The sequence below is a fragment of the Pseudomonas protegens genome (assembly GCF_003363755.1).
GTDB lineage: Bacteria > Pseudomonadota > Gammaproteobacteria > Pseudomonadales > Pseudomonadaceae > Aquipseudomonas > Aquipseudomonas danubii.
In genome coordinates, this window is sequence record NZ_CP031396.1 from 4,752,264 (window position 1) to 4,775,109 (window position 22,846).

General features: G+C 63.1%; 14 protein-coding genes. 9 read left to right on the forward strand and 5 right to left on the reverse strand.

Features of this window, described 5'->3' with window-relative positions; all coding sequences use genetic code 11:
* Nucleotides 1–13 precede the first annotated feature (13 nt).
* Entirely contained in the window at nucleotides 14–3,628 is a 3,615-nt protein-coding gene (locus DWF74_RS21485) for an ATP-binding protein (RefSeq protein ID WP_115581672.1), read from the forward strand.
* Between the two features lie 90 nt (nucleotides 3,629–3,718).
* On the forward strand, nucleotides 3,719–4,984 hold the full coding sequence (locus DWF74_RS21490) for an EAL domain-containing response regulator (RefSeq protein WP_115581673.1): 1,266 nt from the start codon (nucleotides 3,719–3,721) through the stop codon (nucleotides 4,982–4,984).
* Between the two features lie 18 nt (nucleotides 4,985–5,002).
* Here DWF74_RS21490 and DWF74_RS21495 read toward each other — a convergent pair whose 3' ends face one another.
* On the reverse strand, nucleotides 5,003–5,656 hold the full coding sequence (locus tag DWF74_RS21495; RefSeq protein ID WP_180988524.1) for a response regulator transcription factor: 654 nt from the start codon (nucleotides 5,654–5,656) through the stop codon (nucleotides 5,003–5,005).
* Nucleotides 5,657–5,874: 218 nt separating this feature from the next.
* Between DWF74_RS21495 and DWF74_RS21500 the strand changes: the two genes are divergently transcribed.
* A complete protein-coding gene (locus DWF74_RS21500; RefSeq protein ID WP_102861309.1) occupies nucleotides 5,875–6,162 on the forward strand; it encodes a DUF3509 domain-containing protein in 288 nt (95 codons plus the stop codon).
* 168 nt (nucleotides 6,163–6,330) lie between these two features.
* On the opposite strand, the gene DWF74_RS21505 is transcribed toward DWF74_RS21500, so the two are convergent.
* Both DWF74_RS21505 and DWF74_RS21510 read right to left on the reverse strand, forming a co-directional pair.
* Nucleotides 6,331–7,182: a TIGR02285 family protein gene (locus DWF74_RS21505; protein ID WP_374704511.1), complete on the reverse strand. Its 852-nt coding sequence runs from the start codon at nucleotides 7,180–7,182 to the stop codon at nucleotides 6,331–6,333.
* Nucleotides 7,183–7,258: 76 nt separating this feature from the next.
* Nucleotides 7,259–8,458 (reverse strand): CaiB/BaiF CoA transferase family protein, encoded by a 1,200-nt coding sequence (locus DWF74_RS21510; RefSeq protein ID WP_102861311.1) that lies wholly within the window; start codon nucleotides 8,456–8,458, stop codon nucleotides 7,259–7,261.
* Between the two features lie 318 nt (nucleotides 8,459–8,776).
* Between DWF74_RS21510 and bacA the strand changes: the two genes are divergently transcribed.
* The 6 genes from bacA (at nucleotide 8,777) to DWF74_RS21540 (ending at nucleotide 18,998) form a co-directional block, all read left to right on the forward strand.
* Nucleotides 8,777–9,397 carry a biofilm formation regulator BacA gene (gene bacA / locus DWF74_RS21515; RefSeq protein ID WP_102861312.1) on the forward strand — a complete coding sequence of 207 codons (621 nt, stop codon included), beginning with the start codon at nucleotides 8,777–8,779 and terminating at the stop codon, nucleotides 9,395–9,397.
* A gap of 15 nt (nucleotides 9,398–9,412) precedes the next feature.
* The gene (locus tag DWF74_RS21520) at nucleotides 9,413–10,108 is read left to right on the forward strand and encodes a PspA/IM30 family protein (RefSeq protein ID WP_102861313.1); all 696 of its coding nucleotides are present in this window, start codon (nucleotides 9,413–9,415) and stop codon (nucleotides 10,106–10,108) included.
* 66 nt (nucleotides 10,109–10,174) lie between these two features.
* On the forward strand, nucleotides 10,175–10,816 hold the full coding sequence (locus tag DWF74_RS21525; protein ID WP_115581674.1) for an OB-fold-containig protein: 642 nt from the start codon (nucleotides 10,175–10,177) through the stop codon (nucleotides 10,814–10,816).
* A gap of 36 nt (nucleotides 10,817–10,852) precedes the next feature.
* Nucleotides 10,853–12,928, forward strand: a complete 2,076-nt coding sequence (locus DWF74_RS21530; RefSeq protein WP_115581675.1) for a flotillin family protein — start codon at nucleotides 10,853–10,855, stop codon at nucleotides 12,926–12,928.
* Nucleotides 12,929–13,124: 196 nt separating this feature from the next.
* On the forward strand, nucleotides 13,125–18,269 hold the full coding sequence (locus DWF74_RS21535) for a DNA repair ATPase (RefSeq protein ID WP_115581676.1): 5,145 nt from the start codon (nucleotides 13,125–13,127) through the stop codon (nucleotides 18,267–18,269).
* Nucleotides 18,270–18,308: 39 nt separating this feature from the next.
* Nucleotides 18,309–18,998 (forward strand): phospholipase D-like domain-containing protein, encoded by a 690-nt coding sequence (locus tag DWF74_RS21540; protein ID WP_115581677.1) that lies wholly within the window; start codon nucleotides 18,309–18,311, stop codon nucleotides 18,996–18,998.
* A 29-nt stretch (nucleotides 18,999–19,027) separates the two neighbouring features.
* Here DWF74_RS21540 and DWF74_RS21545 read toward each other — a convergent pair whose 3' ends face one another.
* Together DWF74_RS21545 and DWF74_RS21550 are read right to left on the reverse strand one after the other, a co-directional pair.
* Nucleotides 19,028–20,758: a hypothetical protein gene (locus tag DWF74_RS21545; RefSeq protein ID WP_115581678.1), complete on the reverse strand. Its 1,731-nt coding sequence runs from the start codon at nucleotides 20,756–20,758 to the stop codon at nucleotides 19,028–19,030.
* Between the two features lie 140 nt (nucleotides 20,759–20,898).
* Nucleotides 20,899–22,635, reverse strand: a complete 1,737-nt coding sequence (locus DWF74_RS21550) for a hypothetical protein (protein ID WP_115581679.1) — start codon at nucleotides 22,633–22,635, stop codon at nucleotides 20,899–20,901.
* Between the last annotated feature and the right edge of the window lie 211 nt (nucleotides 22,636–22,846).

A 22,846-nucleotide genomic window follows, 5' to 3' on the forward strand; every position in this document is an offset into this window, starting at 1 on the left:
CAGGGAGGCCCGGATGATGCTTCGTCAAACGTACAGGGTAGGGCGCGTCCTGGGCCTGCTAGTGGCGGGCCTGCTGGCCTGGGCCGTGCTCTGGGGTGTCGCGCTGGCCGGCACGGCGAAGAACCTGCCCTTCAAGCTGGTGCCGGCGTTCGCCGATCTGCAGCCTCTGGCCTTGGCGCCTGCCGAACAGCAATGGTTGGCGAGGCATCCGCGCCTGAGAGTGGGGATCGCCATTGATGACTACCAGCCCATCGACATCACCCGTGACCGCAATCGCTATCAGGGCATCAGCGCCGATTACCTCGGTCTGGTGGGCGAGCGATTGGACGTGACAATGGAAGTCCTGGGGTTTTCCGAGCGCGAGCAGGCGGTCGAAGCGCTGCGTAACGGCACCATCGATGTGCTGACCAGCGCCAATGGCTATGAGCGCGGCCTTTCGGGGCTGCGCTTCACCAGCGACTACATGCCCGACAGGGCGGTGGTGGTGGTGCGCCGCGACGGGTCGAGCCCCAGTGATGATCTGGCCGGCAAGAAACTGGTGTTGTTGGACGGTTATGCCAACGCCGAACAGGTGCATGCGGCGTATCCGAACAGTCAGATCATGCTCTCGCCCAATCTTTACAGCGGCCTGGAGGCATTGAACCAGGGCGACGCCGACGCCTTCATCGGCAATGAGATCATCGTGCGTGCCTACAAGGCCCTGCGCCCTTACCTGGCGGTGCGGATTCAGGATGAAAGCCGTTTGCCGCCGACGGGCTTCGCTTTTGCCACCCGTGATGACAACGCCCTGCTGGCAGGCCTGCTGGAGCAGGCACTGCAGAGCATTGACGAATCCCTGCAGCGGGAAATACAGGCGCGCTGGACCACCGGCCTGGGGGCGAATATCTCCGGTGAGCGGATCGAGCTCAGTGCCGAGGAGCAGGCCTGGATTCTTCAGCATCCCCACGTGATGGTGGCGTCCCAGCAGTACCCGCCTCATGTGTTCAAGGACAAGGAGGGGCGCTGGGCCGGTCTGAACATCGACCTGCTCAACCGTATCTCGCGCATGACCGGCCTGCATTTTGTGCACAAGGAGAGCCTTTCCACAGCACAGACCCTTGAGTGGCTGGAGAGTGGGCAGGCGCAGATGACTTCTACCCTCACGGCCAGTGAGGACCGGCGGTTGTTCCTGAATTTCTCCCATGCCTTCGGTGGTGCCGCCTGGGTCTTTGTCGTGCGTCCCGAGGATCGCCGCCTGAGCAGTCTGGAGCAGATGGCCGGTGAGGTGCTGGTGTTGCCGGCGCGGCACACCCTTGAGAGCTACATCCGGCGCTACTATCCCGATATTCGGCTGCGCAGTGTCGACAGCTATGAGCAAGCCCGGGCCCTGGTCAGCAGTGGTGAAGCCATGGCCACCATTCAGAACGAGGTCCAGGTCCAGGCGCTGGGGTTGGGGCCCGCTGACGATGGATTGCGGGTGGGACGCAGCGTCGAAGGTACCTGGTCGGCCGACGAGTTTTCCGTGCGCAAGGATCAACCCGAGCTGCTGAGTATCCTCAACAAGTCGCTGGAGGCGCTGCCCGTGGCGGAGCTTAGCGCCATCCGTCTCAAGTGGCTGGGGGCCACGCCGGTGCCGATGCCGGTCTGGCAGCGGGTGCCGACCTGGGTGTACTGGGCCATTTCCACCGCGCTGCTGTTCGGTCTGATTTCCCTGGCCTGGAGCAGTCGGCTCAAGCTGCAGATTCAGCAGCGATTGCAAGCCGAGCAACGGCTCAACGATCAGTTGGTGTTCATGCGGGCCCTGCTTGACGGCATTCCCAACCCGATCTTTGTCCGTGATCTGCAAGGGCGCCTGATCACCTGCAACAAGAGTTATGAACAGCAGTTGGGGACGAGCCTGGAACAGATTCGGGGGCGACAACTGACAGAGCTGGATCTGCTGCCTGCAGCCACCGCGCGCCAGTTGCATGGCGAGATCATGCAGTTGCTGGCGTCCGAGGAGTCGGTATTCGCCGACCGCCAGGTGCAGACGCGCAACGGATCGATCCACGCCTATCAATGGACGGTGCCGTTCTACAGTGCCGAGGGCCGTCTGCAGGGCTTGCTGGGTGGCTGGATCGATATCACCGAGCGCAAGCGTCTGGAGAACCAGTTGGTACAAGCGCGTCAGTCCGCCGACCAGGCCAATGCCGCCAAGAGTGCTTTTCTCTCCACCATGAGTCATGAGATCCGCACGCCGATGACCGCCATCGTTGGCTTGCTGGAACTGGAGAAAGAGCAGGCCAGGGTGCGTGGCGCGCCTTTTTCCGAGGCTCTGCGGGTGGCTTATCAGTCTGCCCAGGAGTTGATCAGCCTGATGGGGGACAGCCTTGATCTGGCCAAGATCGAGGCCGGCCATATGCAGCTGGTGCCGCAGGTCACCGCCCTCAAGCCCTTTTTCGACAGCGTCCGGCAGCTCTTCGAGGTGACTGCGCGCAACCAGGGCGTGCATTTGCAACTGGTCTTCCACGAGGAAGCCCGGGGGCGTTATCTCTTTGATCCGTTGCGCTTGCGCCAGGTGCTGCACAACCTGTTGAGCAACGCCTTGAAGTTCACCGCTGAAGGTGAAGTGCGGGTGACGGTGGAGCGCCAGCCGGATGAGTCCGGTATCCCGTGTCTGCGTATCAGCGTCGCGGATACCGGCCCGGGAATCAGTGCCGAGCAGCAAGCGAGGATATTCACGCCCTTTGTCCAGGCCGATGCCATGACCTCTTCAACCTATGGCGGCACCGGGCTGGGTCTGAGCATCTGCCGGCAGTTGATCGAGTTGATGGGCGGGCGCATTCACCTGCTGAGTGAGCCAGGAGCCGGAACCGTTGTTGTCATCGAGCTGTATCTGGAGCGGGTCAGCGAGGATCTCGATCCGCAAGTCTCGCCGCCTGCCGAGCGTCCGCCGAGCCGCAGCATCGAAGTGCTGGTGGTGGATGACTTGAGCGCAAACCGCATGGTCCTGAGCCAGCAGCTGATGTTTCTCGGGCATCGGGTCGTGGCCTGTGACAACGCCCGTGAGGCGTTGCAGCGCTGGCGCTCCGGGACCTTTGATGTGCTGATGACCGATTGCAACATGCCGGGCATGAGTGGCTACGCCCTGACCGAGGCCATCCGCCAGATCGAGGCGCAGGAAGGGCGTTCGCCCTGCCCGGTGATCGGTTGCACGGCCAACGCGTTCGAAGACGAGCGCGAGCGTTGTGAGCGCGCCGGCATGGATCAGTTGCTGGTCAAGCCGGTGACCCTGGATCAGTTGGCCCAGTCTCTGGCCCGTTTCCTGCCGTCGCCATCCTTCAACATCCAGACCTTGCGCGGCATGACCCAGGCCGACGAACACGTGTTGCAGCGCATGTTGCAGGAGCTGTTGCGCAACCTTGCCCAAGAGCAGCAAGCGCTGGAAGAGGCTTTGGCGGTGCTGGATTGGGAGCGCCTGAGAGGCACCTTGCACCGGCTCAAGGGTGTGTGCTGCCTGATCGACGCCTTGCCCCTGGCCAAGGCCTGTATCGAGCTGGAGGTGCTGGTCAAGGAGCGCCAGGAGCAGGCGCTGGGCCGTCAATGGCCGCTGCTGCTTGAGGTCATGGAGATTTTACGCATCGATATTCAGATGGCTCTGGACGAATAAGACTTGTCCTATGTGTGATTAGGACTTGTCTGATTACCGTGTCGGCCCGTAGTGGACTGTTCCCACCTGCGCCGATCGGAGGTTGCCCCCATGCATTCGCTAAAAGTGCTGATTCTCGAAGACAACTCGTTCCAATTGATGGCCTTGCACCAGATGCTCAACGCCAATGGTGTCTTCAACGTGCTGACCGCCGAGAACCAGCAGTCCGCGCGGCGCTCGCTGGACAGCAAGGGGCCGGTGGATATCGCCATCTGCGATCTGTACCTGGAGCAGACCGATGGCCTGGAGTTGATCCGCGAACTGGCCCAGCAGCAACTGGCCAAGGCCCTGATCATTCTCAGCGATGCAGAGCCGGATGTCCTTGAAGGTACAGCCGGCATGGCTCGCGAGTTGGGCTTGAAAGTGCTCGCGTGCTTGCCCAAGCCGGCTTCGGCTGCTGTGCTCGGCGACTTGCTCTGTGCCTATCAACAGCACGCCAGGGCAGCCGGCCCCGAACTGAACCAGACATTGCTCCGGGACTTGCTGGGCCTTGAGCCCTTTGTCTTCGAGGACGTGACTCAGGATGAGGGGCTGGCGGCGGTGCTGGGTTGTGGGGTTGCGCATTTTCAGCCGGTCATCTATGAGCATGGCGAGCTTCAAGGTGTCGAGGCGCTAGCGCGCTGGCAGCATCCTGAGCGGGGCCTGCTGATGCCTGGCGAATTTCTTCCGCTGATCGAGTTCGCCGGCCTGCAAGAGGTCTTCACCTGGCACATGCTGGAGCAGGCACTGGAACTGGTGGCCGGGGTGAAACTGGTGCTGGGCTACTGGCTGCCGGTTGCCGTGAACATTCCCACCGGCATCCTCGAGCGGCCGCTGTTCCCCCGTCAGTTGGAGGCGTTGCTGAGGCGCTTCGAAGTGCCGGCCCGGATGCTGACCCTGGAAGTCATCGACACCACGCAACTGCAGACCGATACCGCCCATGTGGAGGCGCTGCTGCGCCTGCGGATGATTGGTTGCAAGTTGTCCATCGGCGATTTCGGCACCGGTGGAACCAGCCTGCAGCGCTTGCTGGAGTTGCCGTTCACCGAGCTGAAGATCCCTCCGGTGTTTGTCGCCGGCATGGCCGCGGATGAGCGCAAGCGGGCGCTGGTCGGCGGTGCGATGAACATGGCGCGACGCATGTCCCTGGGGGTGGTGGTGACCGGTATCGAGACCGAGTCCGACTGTGTGGCGGCCAGGGGCGTGGGGGCGGCTCATCTGCAGGGTTGTTTCATCGCCCCGCCGATGAGCGCCGCCCAGATGCGCCAATGGCTGGCCGAGACCCCAGGCGTGGGCAGCAATGGCCTGGATGGGCAGGCCGCCGGTTTGTGTGCTTAAGGTCGCTGCCCGTAGCGCCTAGGACAGCCCGTGTTCCTGGACATAGATGTACAGCGCGGCTTCGCTGGCCAGGCCCAGTTTGCGCATGGCGCTGACTTTCTGCGCGCTGACCGTCTGTTTGCTGCGGTTGAGCTGAGTGGCGATGGTTCCCACTGCATGGCCGGCGGCCAGCAGGCGGATCACTTCCAGTTCCCGGGGCGACAACTGATCCTTGGAGACCAGTCGATCCGGTCCCACTTCACCGGCAAGGCTCAATGCTCGCTTGATGGCCTGGGCCACATAGCGTTTGTGCTGTCGCGCATGGGCAATGGCTGACGGCAGTTCATCGGCCAGGCTGGCCTTGCTCAGCAACCCCATCACCCCCAGGTCGAGGATCGAGCGAAACAGCCCGGCGTGATTGAGCATGGTCACCACCACGATGGGCAGGTCGGGATGATGCCGGCGCAATTGCTCGATCAGGCGCAGGCCGTCGTTCTGCTGCTCCTCGGGCATCATGAAGTCCGTGACCAGCACGTCGCACTCGACTTCCTGCATCAGCTGGCTCAGGGCAGAAGGCGAGCGGGCTTCACCGACAATGGCCAGGCTGTCGTCCTGCTCCAGCACGGCACGCAAGCCAATCAGGAAGATCGGATGATCGTCGGCAAGGATGATGCGCAATTTGTTGTTCGACATTGCTTTCAAAGCTTGGGCTCCAATGCAACGGCGGCGTGGTTTGCGCCTGGTCGGCCGTTTTATATCTGTCATGTTACCCGTGCATGCTCGAATGACTCAGGTCGGCAGCAGTAGGTGTGGCGAACTTTCTTCTCTGAGCGATGGTCACTTGAATGTCAGAAAGCTACCGGCATTTTTGTTTTCGAACCTCTAATTCGAGCTATTGAGTGGTGATCTAGATGGAAAGTATCAGTCTTTTGTTGAGCGAGTCGCTGAGTCCGTACCAGGTCACACTGACGCCTTGCGGCGGCCATGGCGAATGCCTGGTGACCCTGAAGAACGCGGCTGGCGCCATGGTCTTGGAGCGTGAGGTCAATCAGGCCCAGCTCACCGACAAGCGCCTGCTTACCGACGTAGTCGATGGTCTGCACCGTGACGTGCTGATCGCCGAAGGCCGGCTGGAACCCTGTGTGATCGCCGCGTTGCGCCATGCAGCTGAAGGCAAGGTGTTCGATCAGCGCAACTGATGCAAATTTTTGCGGAACCTTCCTGTCACCCGGTCAGTCAGACTCAGTATCAGCAGGATCAGGCATTGTGCTCCGGTGCTTGTAGCCGGCTGATACCGGTCGTCAAAGACCGCGTTTAACCCCGAGTCGTCTCCCCACTTCTCGGGGTTTCTTTTTGCCCGGGATTTGTCAGTGGTCGTGCAGATCGCGGAAATAGGCCCGGGCGTCGGCACGGTATGGGTCGCGCATCTCCGGCTCCAGCCAGGCGGCATACAACTCAACCAGGCGATCCTCACGCAGCTTGAGCAGGGCCTGGTTGATCCGGGCTATGGCTTGTCGCCCTTGGGCGGTCTTGCTGCAGCCGATATGGATCTCCTGATACTGCTGGGTGCCCTGGATCGGATAGAACTCCAGCTCCTGCGGGTCCATGCCTTGCTGCATTGCCTGGTAGCGAATTTCCGGCCAGTAGCCCAGCAACACACGCAGGCGCCCCAGGCGCTGCATCTGCAACAGGCTGCCCAGGGCGTCGTTGCCGTGGTGGGCATTGACCGAGTCCGCGGGGGCTGCTTGCAGCAGGTTATCGACTTGCTGGCCATAGCTGCGCTCGGCAACCACTCCGACTTTTTCCTGGCCGCTGGCGAGCAGGGCGCGCAGATCGACCTTGCCCTCCCGGACGAACGGGGTCAGGTGTTCATGGTCGGCGCGGCGGATCACCAGGCCATTGCTCAGGACTCGGAAGCTGGTGATGGAGAAGGTCACCCACTGTTCGCGCTCCTTGTTCATGATCAGCGACGGGTCGCAGACGAAGGTCGGCTCGCGCAGCATCTGCAAGCCCCGGGCGCGATTGACCCGCACTATCTGTTGTGGGTACTCCGGCAGGCTGGCGATCAGTTGCGGCATCAGCAGGTCGATGACCCCTTGTCCTTTCTGCTCGCCCTCGAAAATGCTCAGCGGCGGCAGGTCTCGCAGCAGCCAGAACAGCGTCTCCTTGGGTTCGCTGGAGGCGTTCGGCAGCCACAGCAGGGCGAGCAGAAACGTCACGCAGCACCTAAGGCGACGGCGTAGGAAGGGTGGATGGGCGCCGGACAGGGCGCTGATGGAAAACCGGTTTTTCAGCTTAGATCGCCCCAGAGTTGCGCAAGTGTTGGATCTGTTCGCTGCTGTAGCCCAGGCTCGCCAGGACTTCTGTCGAATGCTCGCCGAGCTCGGGGCCGACCCAGTCCGCGGAGCCGGGCGTCTCAGAGAGTTTCGGCACGATGCCGGGCATCTTGAAGGGCTTGCCGTCGGGCAGTTTGGCCTGGAGGAACATTTCCCGAGCGAGGAACTGCGGGTCGTGGAACATGTCCTCGGCGCTGAAGATCCGGCTCGCCGGGACGTCAGCCTGATTCAGCTGCTGCAGTACCTGGTCCAGGGGCAGGGAGGCCACCCAGCGGTCGATCACGCCATAGAGTTCATCGCGGCGGGTATCGCGTCCGTCGTTGCTGGCCAGGGCGGGATCGTTGGCCAGGTCGTCGCGACCGATAAGCAGCATGAAGCGCTTGAAGATCGCATCGCCGTTGGCGCCGATCTGCACATGCTTGCCATCGGCGCTGGTGTGGATCGAAGACGGGGTAATGCCGGGCATGATGTTGCCGCTGCGCTCGCGGATAAAACCGAACACGTCGAACTCCGGAACCATGCTTTCCATCATGGCGAAGATCGCCTCATACAGCGCCACGTCCACCACTTGCCCCTGGCCGCCGTTGACCTCGCGATGACGCAGGGCCATCAGCGCGCCGATCACGCCCCACAGGGCCGCGATGGAGTCGCCGATGGAAATCCCGGTGCGTACCGGCGGACGATCCTCGAAGCCGGTGATATAGCGCAGGCCGCCCATGGACTCGCCCACGGCGCCGAAGCCCGGCTGGTCCTTCATCGGGCCGGTCTGGCCGAAGCCCGACAGGCGCACCATCACCAGTTTGGGGTTGAGGGCGTGCAACACGTCCCAGCCCAGGCCGAGCTTTTCCAGGACCCCGGGGCGGAAGTTTTCGATCAGGATGTCGGCTTCGGCCAGCAGTTGCTTGAGCACCGCCAAGCCTTCGGGATGCTTGAGGTTCAGGGTCAGGGATTTCTTGTTGCGGGCCTGGACGAACCACCACAGCGAAGTGCCTTCATACAGCTTGCGCCACTTGCGCAGCGGATCGCCGCCGTCCGGAGACTCGACCTTGATCACCTCGGCACCGAACTCGGCGCAGATGCGCGAGGCGAAGGGGCCGGCGATCAAGGTGCCGAGTTCGATCACTTTCAATCCGGCGAGGGGCTTGCTGAGGCTGTTCATGGGGCATCCGCTGGGCAGGAAAATCCGCCTAGCCTAGACCATTGGTTGCCATTAAGGCAGCGCTGGACGGTGGCCTTCATTCATTATTTTCAGGTCGATGGCGGGATAATTGTGCTTCTCATTCTCTTGGGTGGCGGGTTTAATGGCGCCTTTCATGAGAAGGGCGGTTGCAAATCCTTCGATCTGGTCTATGCCCCGTGACAGGTTCGACGTTTTGTTCCGAGTGGGTCGATAGAAAACTATTGTTACAAATACCTCATTAAAAAATTACATGTGATGAATTGAAAGTCTTACATGTGATGCTCTAGTCTGTGCGCCATGGAAAACAAATCCTCAGCCCATTACCAACGTTTATTCCGCCAGCGCCTGCGTGATCAGGGCTTGGTGAAAAAGGAAGTCTGGATACTGCCCGAGAACGCCCAGGCGTTGCTGGCGGTTGAACGCAAACTGCGTCAGCCCTTTGACGGGCTGGCTCCTGTGGAAAAGGATGGAGAAATGAGCATGCCGCAGATCTGGAATGCCCGATCGCTGTGCCAGGCCCTGATGGCCACCGAGTTGTTCAGCAGCGGCGAAGCCAGCATTGAACTGCTTGAAGGCGCCGAACCGAGCTTGCACGTGACCATGCGCGAATACGGCGACCTGCCGCTGTTTGTCGCCCTGTCCGGCGAGCAGATCCTGGTCGAAGCCCTGCTCTGGCCGCAAAGCGAAGTCACCGATGTGCAAGCCTTCAATGAAGAAGTGCTGCTCAGCCGCCAGTTGTTCCCGCTGTCGAGCATCGGCCTGGAAACCGGCTTGGGCGGCGAGCGCTTCTACATGATGTTCGGTGCGCTCAGCGCCACCTCGATCCTCTCCAACGTGCTTTACGAGATCGAAACCCTGGCCAGCAACGTGATCAGGGCTACCGAGGCCTATGAAGGCTACCTGAAGGCTCAGGCCTGACCTGGAGGAATGCACATGAACGTATGGAGCAAGTTGCTTACCGCCCTGCGCGGTGGCGCCAATGAGGCGGGCGAAGCCATGGTGGACAGCCAGGCCCTGAGGATTCTCGATCAGGAAATCCGCGACGCCGACCAGGAACTGCGCAAGTCCAAGGAAGCCCTGGCCGAAATCATGGCCCGGCAGAAACTCGCCGCCGAGCGCGCCAATGGCAGCGCGGCGAAGATCGCCGAGTATGAAAGCTACGCCCTCAAGGCCCTGGAAGCGGGTAATGAAAATCTTGCCCAGGAAGTGGCGCAGAAGATCGCCAATCTGGAAAATGACCTGGCGGTCGAGCGCGAGCAGGCCGATGGCTTTGCCGCCAGCGTGGCCCAATTGCGCAAGGCTGTGACCCAGGCCGAAGGCAATATCAAACATCTGAAACAACAGGTGGATACCGTCAAGGCCACCGAGAGCGTGCAGAAGGCTCAGCAGGCCGTGGCCCAGCGCTACGGTGGCTCGCAGAGCAAGCTGCACACCGCGGTGGAGTCCCTGGAGCGGATCAAGCAGAAGCAGGCCGAGCGTGCGGCGAAGATGGAAGCCGCAGCGGAGCTGGCCAGCACCAGCAACCCCGACGATGCCCTGGACGCCAAGTTGCGCGAGGCCGGGATCGTCGCCGGCAGCACCAGCGCCGACAGCGTGCTGGCGCGCCTCAAGGATCGCAACAAGTCCTGATTCATCGTTGTGTTGTAGGGGCGGGGCCGATGGGCCTTGCCCGGCTTTTTCAGGGATAGGAAAGCAATGGAAATCTTCCTGCAGACAGTGTTGTCGTTCCCCACAGTGCTGTTCAGCTTCATGCTCTGCCTGGCGGTAATCTACTGGGCCGTGGTGGCCATGGGCATGCTCGAGGTCGATCTGCTGGACTTCGAGGCTGATTCGCTGCTCGAAGGCGCCCATGCCACTGAAGGCCTGGCCGGGCTGCTGATCAAGTTCAAGCTCAACGGGGTGCCGGTCACCCTGGTGCTGACCCTGCTGATGTTCTTCAGCTGGTTTTTGACCTATTTCGCCGAACTCTACGTCCTCAGCCACCTGCCCCTGGGTTGGCTGCGTTATCCCCTGGGCCTGTTGCTGGCTGTGGTTGCGCTGTTTCTGGCGGCCCCCCTCAGCGCGGCCATCTGCCGTCCGCTGCGTCCGCTGTTTCACAAGATGGAAGCCACCAGCAGCCAGTCGGTGCTGGGGCAGACCGCCGTGGTACGCAGCGGCAGAGTCACCCTGGAACACGGCGAAGCCGTGCTCGAGAACGGCGGCGCGGGCCTGATCCTGCGTGTGCGTGCCGATGAGGCGCGAGCTTTCAAACGCGGCGATCGCGTCGTGTTACTGGAGTATCTGGAGGCGCAACACGCCTATCGGGTCATTACCGAGGACGAGTTTCGCGGCCTCTGAGCCCGGGCTTCCTCAGAATCAAAGGAGATTGATTGCATGAATTTACCGTCGCTGCTGCCCATCCTGCTCGGGATCGGCCTCGTCGTCCTGGTGGTCTTCGGCCTGCTGGCCCTGTTCAAGGCCTTCTATATCAAGGTCCCCCAAGGCACGGCGCTGATCGTCAACGACATGTCCTCGACGCCCAAGGTGCACTTCACCGGCGCCCTGGTGTACCCGGTCATCCACCTCAAGGAGTTCATGCGGATCTCGCTGATCACCCTGGAAGTCGACCGTCGGGCCAAGGATGGTCTGATCTGCCGCGACAACATGCGCGCCGACATCACCGTGGCTTTCTACCTGCGGGTCAATGAAACCCAGGAAGACGTGCTCAAGGTGGCCAAGGCCATCGGTGTCGACCGTGCCTCCGACCGCGCTGCGGTCAACGAGCTGTTCAACGCCAAGTTCTCCGAAGCGCTGAAGACCGTGGGCAAGCAGTTCGACTTCGTCCAGCTGTTCGAAAACCGCCAGGACTTCCGCGACCGCATCATCGAGATCATCGGCAACGACCTCAACGGCTATGTGCTGGAAGACGTGGCCATCGACTACCTGGAGCAGACCGCCAAGCACTCCCTGGACCCGAGCAACATCCTCGACGCCGAAGGTATCCGCAAGATCACCGAGCTGACCGCGGCGCAGAACGTCATCACCAACGAACTGGAGCGCAACCAGGAACTGGCGATCCAGAAGAAAAACGTCGAGACCCGCGAAGCCTCGCTGTCTCTGGAACGCCAGCAGGCCGACGCCGAAGCGCGGCAGAAGCGCGAGATCGAAACAATCCGCGCCCGCGAGGAAGCCGAGACCGCCAAGGTCAAGGAAGAAGAGCGCCTGAAGGCCGAGCAAGCACGCATTCAGTCGCAGCAGGAAATCGACGTGCGCACCGAGAACCATCAGCGCGAAGTCGAAGTGGCCCAGCAGAACCGTCAGCGTGCGGTGGTCATCGAAGTGGAGAAAGTCACCCGCGCCAAGGACCTGGAAGTAGTGGCCCGCGAGCGTGAAGTGGAACTGCAGCGCATCGAGAAAGAAAAGGCTCTGGAAGAGCAGCGCAAGAACATCGCCACCGTGATCCGTGAGCGGGTAGCGGTCGAGAAGACCGTGGCCCAGGAAGAAGAGCGGATCAAGGAAGTACGCGAAATTTCCGAAGCCGAACGCGCCAAGCAAGTGGTGGTGATCCAGGCCCAGGCCGAAGCCGAGCAGGATCTGGTGCGTCAGGTCAAACAGGCCGAAGCCGACGAGACTCGCTCCAAGCACAAGGCCGTGGAGATCAACAACCTGGCCCAGGCCGAACTGGAAGCGGCGGCCAAACAGGCCGAAGCCAAGAAGCGCCTGGCCGAAGGCCTGGAAGCCGAGCGCGCCGCGCCTGGTCTGGCCGATGCCCGCGTGCTGGAAATCACCGCAGCGGCCCAGGAAAAAGAAGGCCTGGCGCAAGCCCGCGTCCGCACCGAGCAGCTGATTGCCGAAGCTCGCGGCGAGCAGGAAAAAGGCCTGGCCGACGCCCGCGTCATGGAAGCCCAGGCGGCTGCCAAAGAGAAGGACGGCCTGGCGGAAGCCAAGGTCATGGAAGAGAAGCTCGGTGCTCAAGCCCGTGGCGAAGAGCAACTGGGCGCGGCCAAGGCCAAGGCCACCAAGGACCTGGGTTCGGCCGAAGCCGAAGTGCTGCTGCAGCGTCTGAACGCCGAAGCCGAAGGCCTGGGCAAGAAGTTCGGTGCCCTGGATTCCCTCAGCGACAGCGCTCGCCAGCACGAAGAGTTCCGCATGCAACTGGAGAAGAACTTCGAGGAAGCGATGGCCGCCATCGCCGCCAACAAGGACATCGCCAAGGACCAGGCCGAAGTGCTGTCCGCCGCCCTCAGCAAGGCCAAGATCGAGATCGTCGGCGGCGAAGGCGACTTCTTCAATTCCTTCGCCAAATCGCTGTCGGTGGGCAAGGCCATCGAGGGCGTGGTGGGCAAGAGCCCGGTGGTCCAGGACGTCCTGGCACGCCTGCTCAACGGCAAGGGCGCACCGGCCGTTGCCGCTGAACTGGCCGCTGCTGTCGTCTCGCGCAAGGCCGAGGCGCCGTCTGCCGAAGCCTGACCCACACCTGACACACCTGTAGCCGCTGCCGAAGGCTGCGACCGACTCCGTAGGAGGCGCAGCCCTTGAGGGCCTTCGGGCCCTCAAGCACGCACTCAGCCCGCGGCAGCGGCTACCGGCCTTGTGTCGGGTACCGGGCTCCAGGTTTGAGGAGCCCGCTTTTTTTGCACACCGCCGTAGATCCAGGAAGGCCACGATGTCGGACGCTCAAGTCGCAACTCCCCCGCAGGACGTATTGGACAAGGCCGTCGCCGAAGGCGGCGCCTATGAGGTGCTGCACAAGCGCCTGCTGGACCAGGGCCAGCGCCTGCGGGCCACCACCGACGACCTCAACCAGAGGCGTCTCGACGAGTTCGGCAACAGCCGCATGGAAGTGGTCGGGCGGGTGCGCATCCGCACCGAGAACAACTGCATCGCCCGGGACATCGTCCAGGTCGGCGACTGCCTGTTGTTCGGCTACAACGTGTTCATCGGCCTGAAGAAGGAAACCAGCGTCGCCGACGTGTTTTCCCTCTATCGGCTGGTGGAAGAGGGCGAAGGCTACGAAGCCGAGCCCGTGCCCCTGGAAGGCAGCTTCCTGGCGGCCCAGGGCTTCCTCAACGATTTCAACGAGCTCTACACCTATTACAAGAACACCCGCCTGCTGCAACTGGCGATCCGTGACGGCAAGCTGCTGGCGAGTTTCCAGATTGGCGAGCGCGTCACCGATGTGCGGGTGTTCCGCTGGTCGATCTCGGTGGACGGACGGGATGTCCGGTACATCGACAACCGCGGCGAGCGGGATATCGCCCTGCCGGCGCCCTTCGATTTCGAATGGAAGAAGGCCACCCGCGAGATGGTGGTCGAAGGCCGCTTCCCGCACCTGAACATCCTCGACACGGTGTTCGTCGAAACCATCGGCGGCGACCTGACCATCAAGGTCGAGAACAACACCGAGTCGGGCCTGGGCATCTACCGCGAAGAGGTGCTGGACAAGACCCAGTCCCTGGACGATTCGCAGATCGAATTCGCCCGCCTGGGCAGCCTGATCCTGCTCAAGGTCCTGCCGTACCGCGAAGAGCAGTGGCGCTACCTGGTGTTCAACAGCCTGACTCGCCAGGTGGAGCGCATCGACGCCATCGGCCTGGCCTGCGTGCAGTTGCCGGAAGACCACGGGATCATCTTCCCCGGTGGCTATTACCTGCAGAGCGGCGAGTACAAGACCTTCGAACAGTCCATGGACGGCATGCGCTTCAAGCGCTCGGTACGCTCGCCCAACGGTGAAGATGTGCAGTACATCTTCTACCACCCGGAGCAGGGCCGCTCGGTGCTGCTGACCTACAACATGATCAACCGCCAGTTGCAGAACCCGTTGTTCGGCCACGGTTACGCGCGCCTGGAAGACGGGCGCATGGTGATCTTCGCCGCCGAAGGCGACGAGCCGACCCGGGTCCACCCGATGCAGGTCTGGCAGACCCCGTTCTTCACCGAGGAATACGCCGCGCGGCAACCGACCCGCAGCGGTTTCCTCGGGCGCATTGGCAATGCCGAACTGGTGCGCAGCGTTTCCGATCTCTACGACCTGTGCCGCGAGATCGACACCCCGGCGGTGTCGGTGCAGCGCTATTCGTTGCTGTGCCAGAACACCCGGCGCCTGTTCGATGTGTATCACTGGCTGGGCAGCGCCGAGCTCGAAGGCCTGGCCCCATTGCTGCGCGAGGTGGCCTCGACCTCGGAGCTGGTGCTGGATGAATACGAGAAAGTCGAAAGCATCCGCCGCCAGTCGGACCAGGCCATGGTGGCCGCCGAGGCCAAGCAGAAAGCCCTGCTCGACAGCCTGCTGGTGGACAGCTGGGACCAGGTGCAGAGCTTCGTCGATGCGCTCAACGGCATCACTGCCCAGCGCGGCCTGCTGCTGACCATTCGCGACTACCGCTACATCGACGTGGCGCGCATCGACGCCATGGAAGCCGATTTGCTCAAGGCCCAGGAGCGCACCGCCGCCGGCACCGCGACCTTCCTGGCCAGCGACCAGGCTCTGCAGCCCTTCGTCACCCAGTTGGAAACCCTCGACGCCCAGGCGCAGAAAGCCGAGACCGTGGCTCAGCTCAGCGAGCCCTTGGGGGCCTTGCAAGCCATGGCTGGCGATCTGGACATGCTGTCGAGCCTGATGGCCTCGTTGCAGATCGAAGACGCCACCCAGCGCACCCGGATCATCGAATCCATCTCGCAGATCTACGCCCGCCTGAACCAGGCCAAGGCCCGCGCCGAGCAACGGCGCAAGGGCCTGGGCTCGACCGAGACCGTGGCCCAGTTCGGGGCCCAGTTCAAACTCTTCAGCCAGGGCATCACCAATGCCCTGGCCCAGGCCCAGGACCCCGAGCGCTGCGACGAGCAACTGTCGCGCTTGTTGGTGCAGTTGGAGGAGTTGGAGAGCCGCTTCGGCGATCACGAACAGTTTCTCGGCGACATCCTCGGCAAACGTGAGGAGTTGCTGGAAACCTTCGAGGCCCACAAGCAATCGCTGCTCGACGAGCGCCAGCGCAAGGCCCAGGGCCTGCTGGACGCGGCGCGGCGGATTCTCGACAGCCTCGGCCGGCGCACCGCCAAGTTCACCCAGGCCGAGGAGCTCAATGCGTTCTTCGCCGCCGACCCGCTGATCCTCAAGCTGCGGGAGTTGGCCGAGCGCTTGCGCGAGCTCAAGGACAGCGTCAAGGCTGACGACGTCGAGTCGCGCCTCAAGGGCGCCCGGGATCAGGCCGTTCGGGCCCTGCGCGACAAGACCGAGCTGTTCGAAGAGGGCGGCAACGTCATCAAGCTGGGGCCGCGTCATCGCTTCAGCGTCAACACCCAGGAGCTGGACCTGACCCTGATGCCCCGGGGCGACGAACTGCACCTGCACCTCACCGGCACGGATTTCCTCGAACCTCTGCGCGACCCCGAGCTGGAAGCCCTGCGCGACTTCTGGCAGGTGGCCCTGGAGTCGGAATCGGCCCAGCTGTACCGCGCTGAGTACCTGGCCGGGCAAGTGCTGGACGCTGCCGACCGGGGCGTGGAAGGGCTGAGCCTGGAAAGCCTGAAACCCTTGCTGGCGCAGCCTGAGGAATTGGCGCGGGTGATCCGCGACTTCGCCGCGCCGCGCTACAAGGAAGGCTACGAAAAGGGCATTCACGACCACGATGCGGCGGCGATTCTGTTGCAGTTGCTACCGCTGCGCGACAGCGCCGGCCTGCTGCGCTTCGGCGCGGCGGCGCGGGCCTTTGCCACGCTGTTCTGGGGCCGCCAGCAGCACCAGCCGCAACCGCAGCAATGGGTCGAGCGGGCCCGCACCAGCCGGCATATTCAGCAGCTGTTCGGGCGTCGAGAAGGCTTGCTGCAGTTGCAGGAGGAAATCCTCGCGGCACTGAGTGACTGGCATCAGCAGCACGCCTTCACCCTGGCCGCCGAGCTGTTGCCCGAAGCCGCCGAGTACCTGGTTCAGGAACTGGCCGCAGAACGCATCGAATTCACCTTCAGCAAATACGCCAAGCAACTGCAGGAGGCCCTGACCTTGCGTCTGCAGGGCGCGCGGATGTGGGACGACTACCAGCAGGCCCTGGCGCGGCTGGTGGAGCGGCCTGCTGCACAGTGGGCATTGACCGAGAACTGGCTCTCGGCCCTGTGCGCCGAGGGCGAGTTCGCCGAGTGGAGCGACTACGTACCCGAGGCGGTGGCCCTGTCGCTGCTGCGGGAAGACTTTGCCAAGCGCATCACTGAAGTCGACCTGCGGTTCAGCGTCGGCAACCTGATGGGCGAACACCCGCGCATTCACGAGCGCAGCCTGTCTCTCACCGTGGATGGTTTCTTCGCTCGCCTGCGGGCCCACCGCGAACAGTTCCTGCCCGGCCTGCAGCGCTACCAGGCGCTGCGCCAGGGCATCATCAGTCGTGAGCGCTCGGCCCTGCGCCTGAGCGAATTCAAGCCGCGGCCGCTGAGCTCGTTCGTGCGCAACAAGCTGATCAACGATGTGTACCTGGGCTTTATCGGCGACAACCTGGCCAAGCAGATGGGCACCGTGGGCGAGAACAAGCGCACCGACCTGATGGGCCTGTTGATGCTGATTTCGCCACCGGGCTACGGCAAGACCACCCTGATGGAATACGTGGCGCACCGCCTGGGCCTGATCTTCATGAAGATCAACGGCCCGGCCCTGGGTCACCAGGTGCGTTCCCTGGACCCGGCCCAGGCGCCGGACGCTACTTCGCGCCAGGAACTGGAGAAACTCAACCTGGCCCTGGAGATGGGCAACAACGTGATGCTCTATGTCGACGACATCCAGCACACCCATCCGGAATTCCTGCAGAAATTCATCTCGCTGTGCGACGGCACCCGGCGCATCGAAGGCGTGTGGAAAGGTCGCACCAAGACCTACGACATGCGCGGCAAGAAGTTCTGTGTGGTGATGTCGGGCAACCCGTACACCGAGTCCGGCGAGGTGTTCAAGATCCCTGACATGCTGGCCAACCGGGCCGACATCTATAACCTCGGCGACACCCTGGGCGGCATGCAGGAAGCCTTCGCCCTGAGTTACATCGAGAACGGCCTGACCTCCAACCCGGTGCTGGCGCCCCTGGCCACCCGCGATATGGCGGATGTCTACCGCTTCGTCGCCAAGGCCGAAGGCAAGGCCTTCTCCAGCAACGAACTGAGCCATAGCTACAGCGGCGCCGAGATCAACGAAATCACCACCACTCTGCAACGCCTGATGCAGGTGCGCGACGTGGTGCTGCGGGTCAACCAGCAGTACATCGCCAGCGCCGCCCAGGCCGACCAGTACCGCAGCGAGCCGCCGTTCAAGCTGCAGGGCAGCTACCGCAACATGAACAAGATGGCCGAGAAGATCTCGGCGGTGATGAACGACGCCGAGCTGCTGCAACTCTTGGCCGACCACTACCAGGGCGAATCCCAGTTGCTGACCACCGGCGCCGAGGAAAACCTGCTCAAGCTCGCCGAACTGCGCGGTAACCAGACCCCGGAGCAGCGCGAACGCTGGACCCAGATCAAGCGTGACTTCGTGCGCAACCGCTCCATGGGCGGCAGCGACAGCGATGTCGGCACCCGGATGGTGGCCCAGCTCAACGATCTGGTGGAAGGCGTACGCGGTCTGGCCCGGCCCGCGCAGCAGCATGACCTGCGCGCGGTGCTGGAAAACCTCTCCGAGCACCTGGAGAACAGCTTCCTGCCGCTGATCAAGGTCATGCACAAGAAGATCGACGTCGACCTGCACAGCCACCAGCGCATTGGCGACATCGCCACGCGGGTGGACGAATTGAGCCGCATGCTCAGCCACGGTGATGTGCCCACCCTCAAGGACTCCCAATAGTAGGAGCCGGCTTGCCGGCGAACAGCCAAGGATCACGACATGGATTTTGCCCACCTGGACCAGCAGCTGCGCGACAGCCTGCTGGACCTGAAACTGAGCAACGAAGAGCGGGACGAACTGCGCCAACTGGGCAGCGAACTCAGTGCCGATCAGGTGCGTTACCTGCGCAATCGAGCTTTCGATCTGGTACGGGAACTGAGCCTGGCGGACAGCGCCAATGTGCTGCCGGCGTTGAAATGGCTGGAGCAGGTGGTCAAGACCCTGGACGCCAACAGCGCCCCGGTGCGCGACATGGCCAGCGCCCACTTCAGCCCCGGTGAAGACTGCCGGCGCAAGATCCGCGACCTGTGCCGCCAGGCCCGGATCTCGGTGGATATCTGCGTGTTCACCATTTCTGACGATCAACTGAGCGACGAAATCCGCGCCTGCCACCAGCGCGGCGTGGCCGTGCGGGTGATCAGCGACAGTGAAAAGCAGTTCGATGTCGGCAGCGATATCGCCGGGCTACGCGAGGCCGGGGTGCCGGTGCGGATCGACGACACGCCGTTCCACATGCACCACAAGTTCGCCGTGTTCGATGGCCGGACCCTGCTCAACGGCAGCTTCAACTGGACCCGCAGCGCCACCACCGGCAACGAGGAAAACCTCCTGGTGATCGACCATCCGCAACTGGTGGCCAGTTACCTCAAGGAGTTCAACGAACTCTGGGCCCGCTACGCACCGCGTTAAGGCGTGCCACGGCGGGCCAGCACTCGGCCTCAGGCGGCGTTCGGCTGACTCCAGAGGCTGTTCTCGGCCAGCCTGTCGAGGAGTTTCTGGCGCAACCTATGGGCCTGTTCGGGGGCGCTCTGACTCAGGGTTTCCAGGGCCAGGTGCAACTGCTGCAGCGGGTTTTCGCTGTTAAACAGGCTGCCCAGTTCCAGGCCGGCAATGGCTTCTTCGAAACGTTGCTGGCGGATATGGTTCAGCAGCGTGGCGTGGCTCAACTGGTTGGCATAGGACAGGTTCTGTTCCAGGCGGCTCTTGAGCTCGGCGGCCTTTGCCTGCTCGTCGATGTAGAGGTAGACCAGTGCCAGCTGTGCCAGGTGGTAGTTTTTTTCCGCTGGGTCCAGGGCCGCATTCTGAGCTTCGTCGTCGAGCGCTTGCACGGTCTGGTCCAGCAGTTCGATGGCTGGCCGGGTCTGTTCCAGGTCGTGCAGCAATTTGGCCTGTGCTGCCTGTTTCACCGGGCGATCGGCGTATTCGAGCTGGGTGTTGAGGTGCGCCACTTCCTCAAGGCCGTTGCGGATCAGCTCGCTGTCGCGGCGCTCGGGCGCCAGGGCAGCCTGCACCCACAACTGGGTTTCCACGATCAGCAGGCGATGCCACGGCCATTGCTCAGCACCACGCCAGGTCTCCAGTGTCCGCAGGGCCTGCTCCAGCAGGTGGGCGCACCAATGCGGGTGCTCCTCGAAGTAGGTGCGCCACACAGAGAGCAGGCACCAGAGACGCTGCGAGGGCGCGACCGCGCAGGCCTGCAAGGCCGCCTCGGCCTCGGCCAGCTCATGGCGCGCGACATGCCAGTGCAACAGGCTCAGCAGCATCTCGCTGGCGTGTCTCACCGGCACCTGGGCGATCAGCTGTGCCGCCAGATCCGGGCGGCTGGCGTCCAGGATCAGCTTGAGCAGCGGTGGGTAGCCGCAGTAGTCCTCGGGCTCGGGGTTCTGCGCCAGCAGTTCGAATCCGGCGTCGAATTCCCCGGCTTGTATCAGCAAGACCACGACGATGATCTGGGCCGACGCGGGCAATTGCGCGGCCATGGCCGGGAACTGCGCGTCCTGCCCCTGGGCACGGTACTCGCGCAGGGTCTGTTCCACTTCATACGGGTCCAGTTCGTCGGCCGGTTGTTTGAGCAGCAGTTGCCAGGCCAGGCCGAGGCTGATGGCGGCTTGCTCGGGCAGGCCCACACTGCGTTGCAGGGTCGCCAACTTTCGGTGCTCACTGGCAGAGCCCTGGTTCAGCTGCTCGACACCGAAGGTCACCAGCAAGGCGCGGGCCTGCTCAAGTTCACCGCTGGCCAGCAACAGCGGGATGCGCAGCAGGGGCGCTGACGGCAGGGGCTGATGCAGGCGCTCCAACAGGCTCAGCACCGCCTGCGGGCCGTCCTTGTCGAGCAGGGTTTCGAGCAGTCGGTACAGCGCCATGGGCTGGTAGGTTTCATCGAGCTCGGCCAGGACTTCCAGGGCCTGGGCCTGGTTGCCTTGCCGGTACAGTGCGGCGGGTATCTGCAGCAGCCCCTGTTGCCGGGCTTTGCCCGTCAGGCGCTGGGCCAGTTGCAGGGCCACCTGCGGTTCGACGGCGCTCAGGTACGCCGCGCGATAGATCTGCGCCTCCTCGTCCAGATTGATGCCTAGGCTGCTGCCCTGGTCATTGCTGCTGCCCTTGTGGGCATAGACCACCAGCAGCGAGATCACGCCGGTGATGAGCAGCAGGATGATAAACACTTCCATGATTCGGTTTTCCTTGGGGGCGAGAACTGAGCCTGGCGGACCGCGGCAATGTGCTGCCGGCATTGAAACAGCTGGAGCCGATGGTCAAGCCCTTGGATGCCAATGGCGCCCCGTTGGTGGGGGCGCAAAAGGCTGCTGGGTCAGTTCGCCTGGAAGGCGCGCCAGGCCATCCCGCTGCTGAACCGCTCCAGCAGCTGTTGCTGGAGTTCGCTGGCCCGCTCGGGGGCCCGTTGCTGCAGCTCCTCAAGGGCCTGATACAGGCGTGACAGAGGCTTCTTGTCGCTGAGCAAGACGCTCAGGGTCAGGGCCTCGATGGCCTGGGCGAAGCGCTGGTGTTCGATGTGATTGAGCAGCAGGTCCTCTTCCAGGTCGCGACTACCGGCCTCCAGGCTGTGCAATCGATCCTGCAGGGCCTGGGCCTGCTCTGCTTCGTCGATGCTCAGGTAGGCGCTGGCGATGTCCTCCAGGTAGAAGGTTGTGTCCATCTCATCGACCTCCGGCAGGTTGTCGCTGTCCAGCAATGCCAAGGCTTGCTCCAGCAGGGTCCTGGCCTGGGCGGTCTGACCCAGGTCGTGCAGCAGCTTGGTCTGCTCGCGAATGCACAGCAATTGCTGTTCGCCGTCTTGCTGCTGGTGCAGGCGGTGCAACTCCTCAAGGCCGCTGCGTACCAGCCAGCTGTCCCGGCGATGGGCCGGCAGATGGCTTTGCAGCTGGAGCTGGGTGCGCAGGGCCTGCATGCGCATGCCGCTCCAGAACTCATGGTCATGCTTGTAACCGTCGATCTGTTGCAGCGCCTTGGCCAGCAGTGCCTCGGCCCATTGCGGCTGTGTGGCGTGGTGCTGTTCACAGAGGCTGAGCATCAGGCCCGGATGCTGGCTCGGCTCAGTTTCCAGCGTCGGCAGCAATGCTTCGGCTTCTGCGGTCTGGCCTTGTGTCGCCATGTGGTTCAGCAGGCTCAGCAGCAGGCTGTAGCGATGCAGGTCGGGGGCCTTTTCCAACAGGCGCAGGGCGTTGTCGATGGGCGGCAGGGCCAGGGCCAGGTCCATCAGTTCGCTGTGCGTGGTGGAGTAGAGATCGTCGCTGATGGGGGCCAGCAGGCTGAGGGCAGAGTCCAGTTGACCGGCCTTGATCAGGGCGGCGACCGCCTGGGCCTGCTCTTCGGCCGGCAGCGACGCGGCGCGGGTGAGGATCGAGTCGAACTGGCCCAGGGTCGCGCTGGCCTCGAACAGTTGGCGCAGAATCGACTGGCGGTGGCCCTCCTCGGGCCCCTCGAACACCGACCATGCCTGCTCGACGCTGACCTGCGCCGCGTCCTGCATCCCGGCCTGATGCTGCAGGCGCGCCAGGGTCAGCAGGTTGCCGATGCTCTGGCGCTCATGGGCGGCCGCTTGGCGCGGGTCGCTCAGTTCGCCGAGCACGGCCAGGGCCCGCTCCTGTTCGCCACGGGCCTGGAGGATACGCACTTGCAGCAGCGGCCAGCTGGGCAGGGATTCCCCCCAGTTCTCCAGGAGTTCCAGGCAGGCTTGGCTATCGTCGGTGTCGAGCAGCGTTTCGATCAGGGTATTGAGTACGTAGTCCCGGGCGTGGGGCGGCAATTGCTGGTACAGCTCCCGGGCCTGGGCCTTGTGGCCCGCCAGGTAGAGCTCGCTGGCCACCAGCTGCGAGGCCAGTTCCCGGGCTTCGCCGGGCAGTTGCTCTGCCAGTTTCAGCGCCAGCAGCGGTTCGGCCTTGCTCAGCAGCAGGGTCTGGTTGATCTGGGCGGTGAGGTTGCCGGTCAGCTCCAGGCTCTCGTTGCGATCGGCGGTTTTCTGGCGGGCATACAAAATCAGCGCGATGAACAGCAGCACGATGACAAGCAGGGTGACAAAGAGAGTCATGGACGTCCTTTTCTATTGAACTGCGGCGTTGGCGCGGTGCGCGCCGGCCGATTCGCGCGGGGGTTATAAAACCCTGGTGGCAGGCTGGCAACCAACTTTACCGAGGCAATGCATTTCTGCGGATTTCAGCGCAAGGGCCTCCGGCCGGTCAGTGGTCGGGCAGGGCGGCAGGTTTCGGGTTAGACTTGCCGCCTTTTCGCACACTCAAGAA

Bases quoted from the DNA above. Each gene is read 5' to 3' on its own strand.
- DWF74_RS21485 (WP_115581672.1), top strand. From the start codon at position 14: ATGATGCTTCGTCAAACGTACAGGGTAGGGCGCGTCCTGGGCCTGCTA.
- DWF74_RS21490 (WP_115581673.1), top strand. From the start codon at position 3,719: ATGCATTCGCTAAAAGTGCTGATTCTCGAAGACAACTCGTTCCAATTG.
- DWF74_RS21495 (WP_180988524.1), bottom strand. From the start codon at position 5,656: ATGTCGAACAACAAATTGCGCATCATCCTTGCCGACGATCATCCGATC.
- DWF74_RS21500 (WP_102861309.1), top strand. From the start codon at position 5,875: ATGGAAAGTATCAGTCTTTTGTTGAGCGAGTCGCTGAGTCCGTACCAG.
- DWF74_RS21510 (WP_102861311.1), bottom strand. From the start codon at position 8,458: ATGAACAGCCTCAGCAAGCCCCTCGCCGGATTGAAAGTGATCGAACTC.
- bacA (WP_102861312.1), top strand. From the start codon at position 8,777: ATGGAAAACAAATCCTCAGCCCATTACCAACGTTTATTCCGCCAGCGC.
- DWF74_RS21520 (WP_102861313.1), top strand. From the start codon at position 9,413: ATGAACGTATGGAGCAAGTTGCTTACCGCCCTGCGCGGTGGCGCCAAT.
- DWF74_RS21525 (WP_115581674.1), top strand. From the start codon at position 10,175: ATGGAAATCTTCCTGCAGACAGTGTTGTCGTTCCCCACAGTGCTGTTC.
- DWF74_RS21530 (WP_115581675.1), top strand. From the start codon at position 10,853: ATGAATTTACCGTCGCTGCTGCCCATCCTGCTCGGGATCGGCCTCGTC.
- DWF74_RS21535 (WP_115581676.1), top strand. From the start codon at position 13,125: ATGTCGGACGCTCAAGTCGCAACTCCCCCGCAGGACGTATTGGACAAG.
- DWF74_RS21540 (WP_115581677.1), top strand. From the start codon at position 18,309: ATGGATTTTGCCCACCTGGACCAGCAGCTGCGCGACAGCCTGCTGGAC.
- DWF74_RS21545 (WP_115581678.1), bottom strand. From the start codon at position 20,758: ATGGAAGTGTTTATCATCCTGCTGCTCATCACCGGCGTGATCTCGCTG.
- DWF74_RS21550 (WP_115581679.1), bottom strand. From the start codon at position 22,635: ATGACTCTCTTTGTCACCCTGCTTGTCATCGTGCTGCTGTTCATCGCG.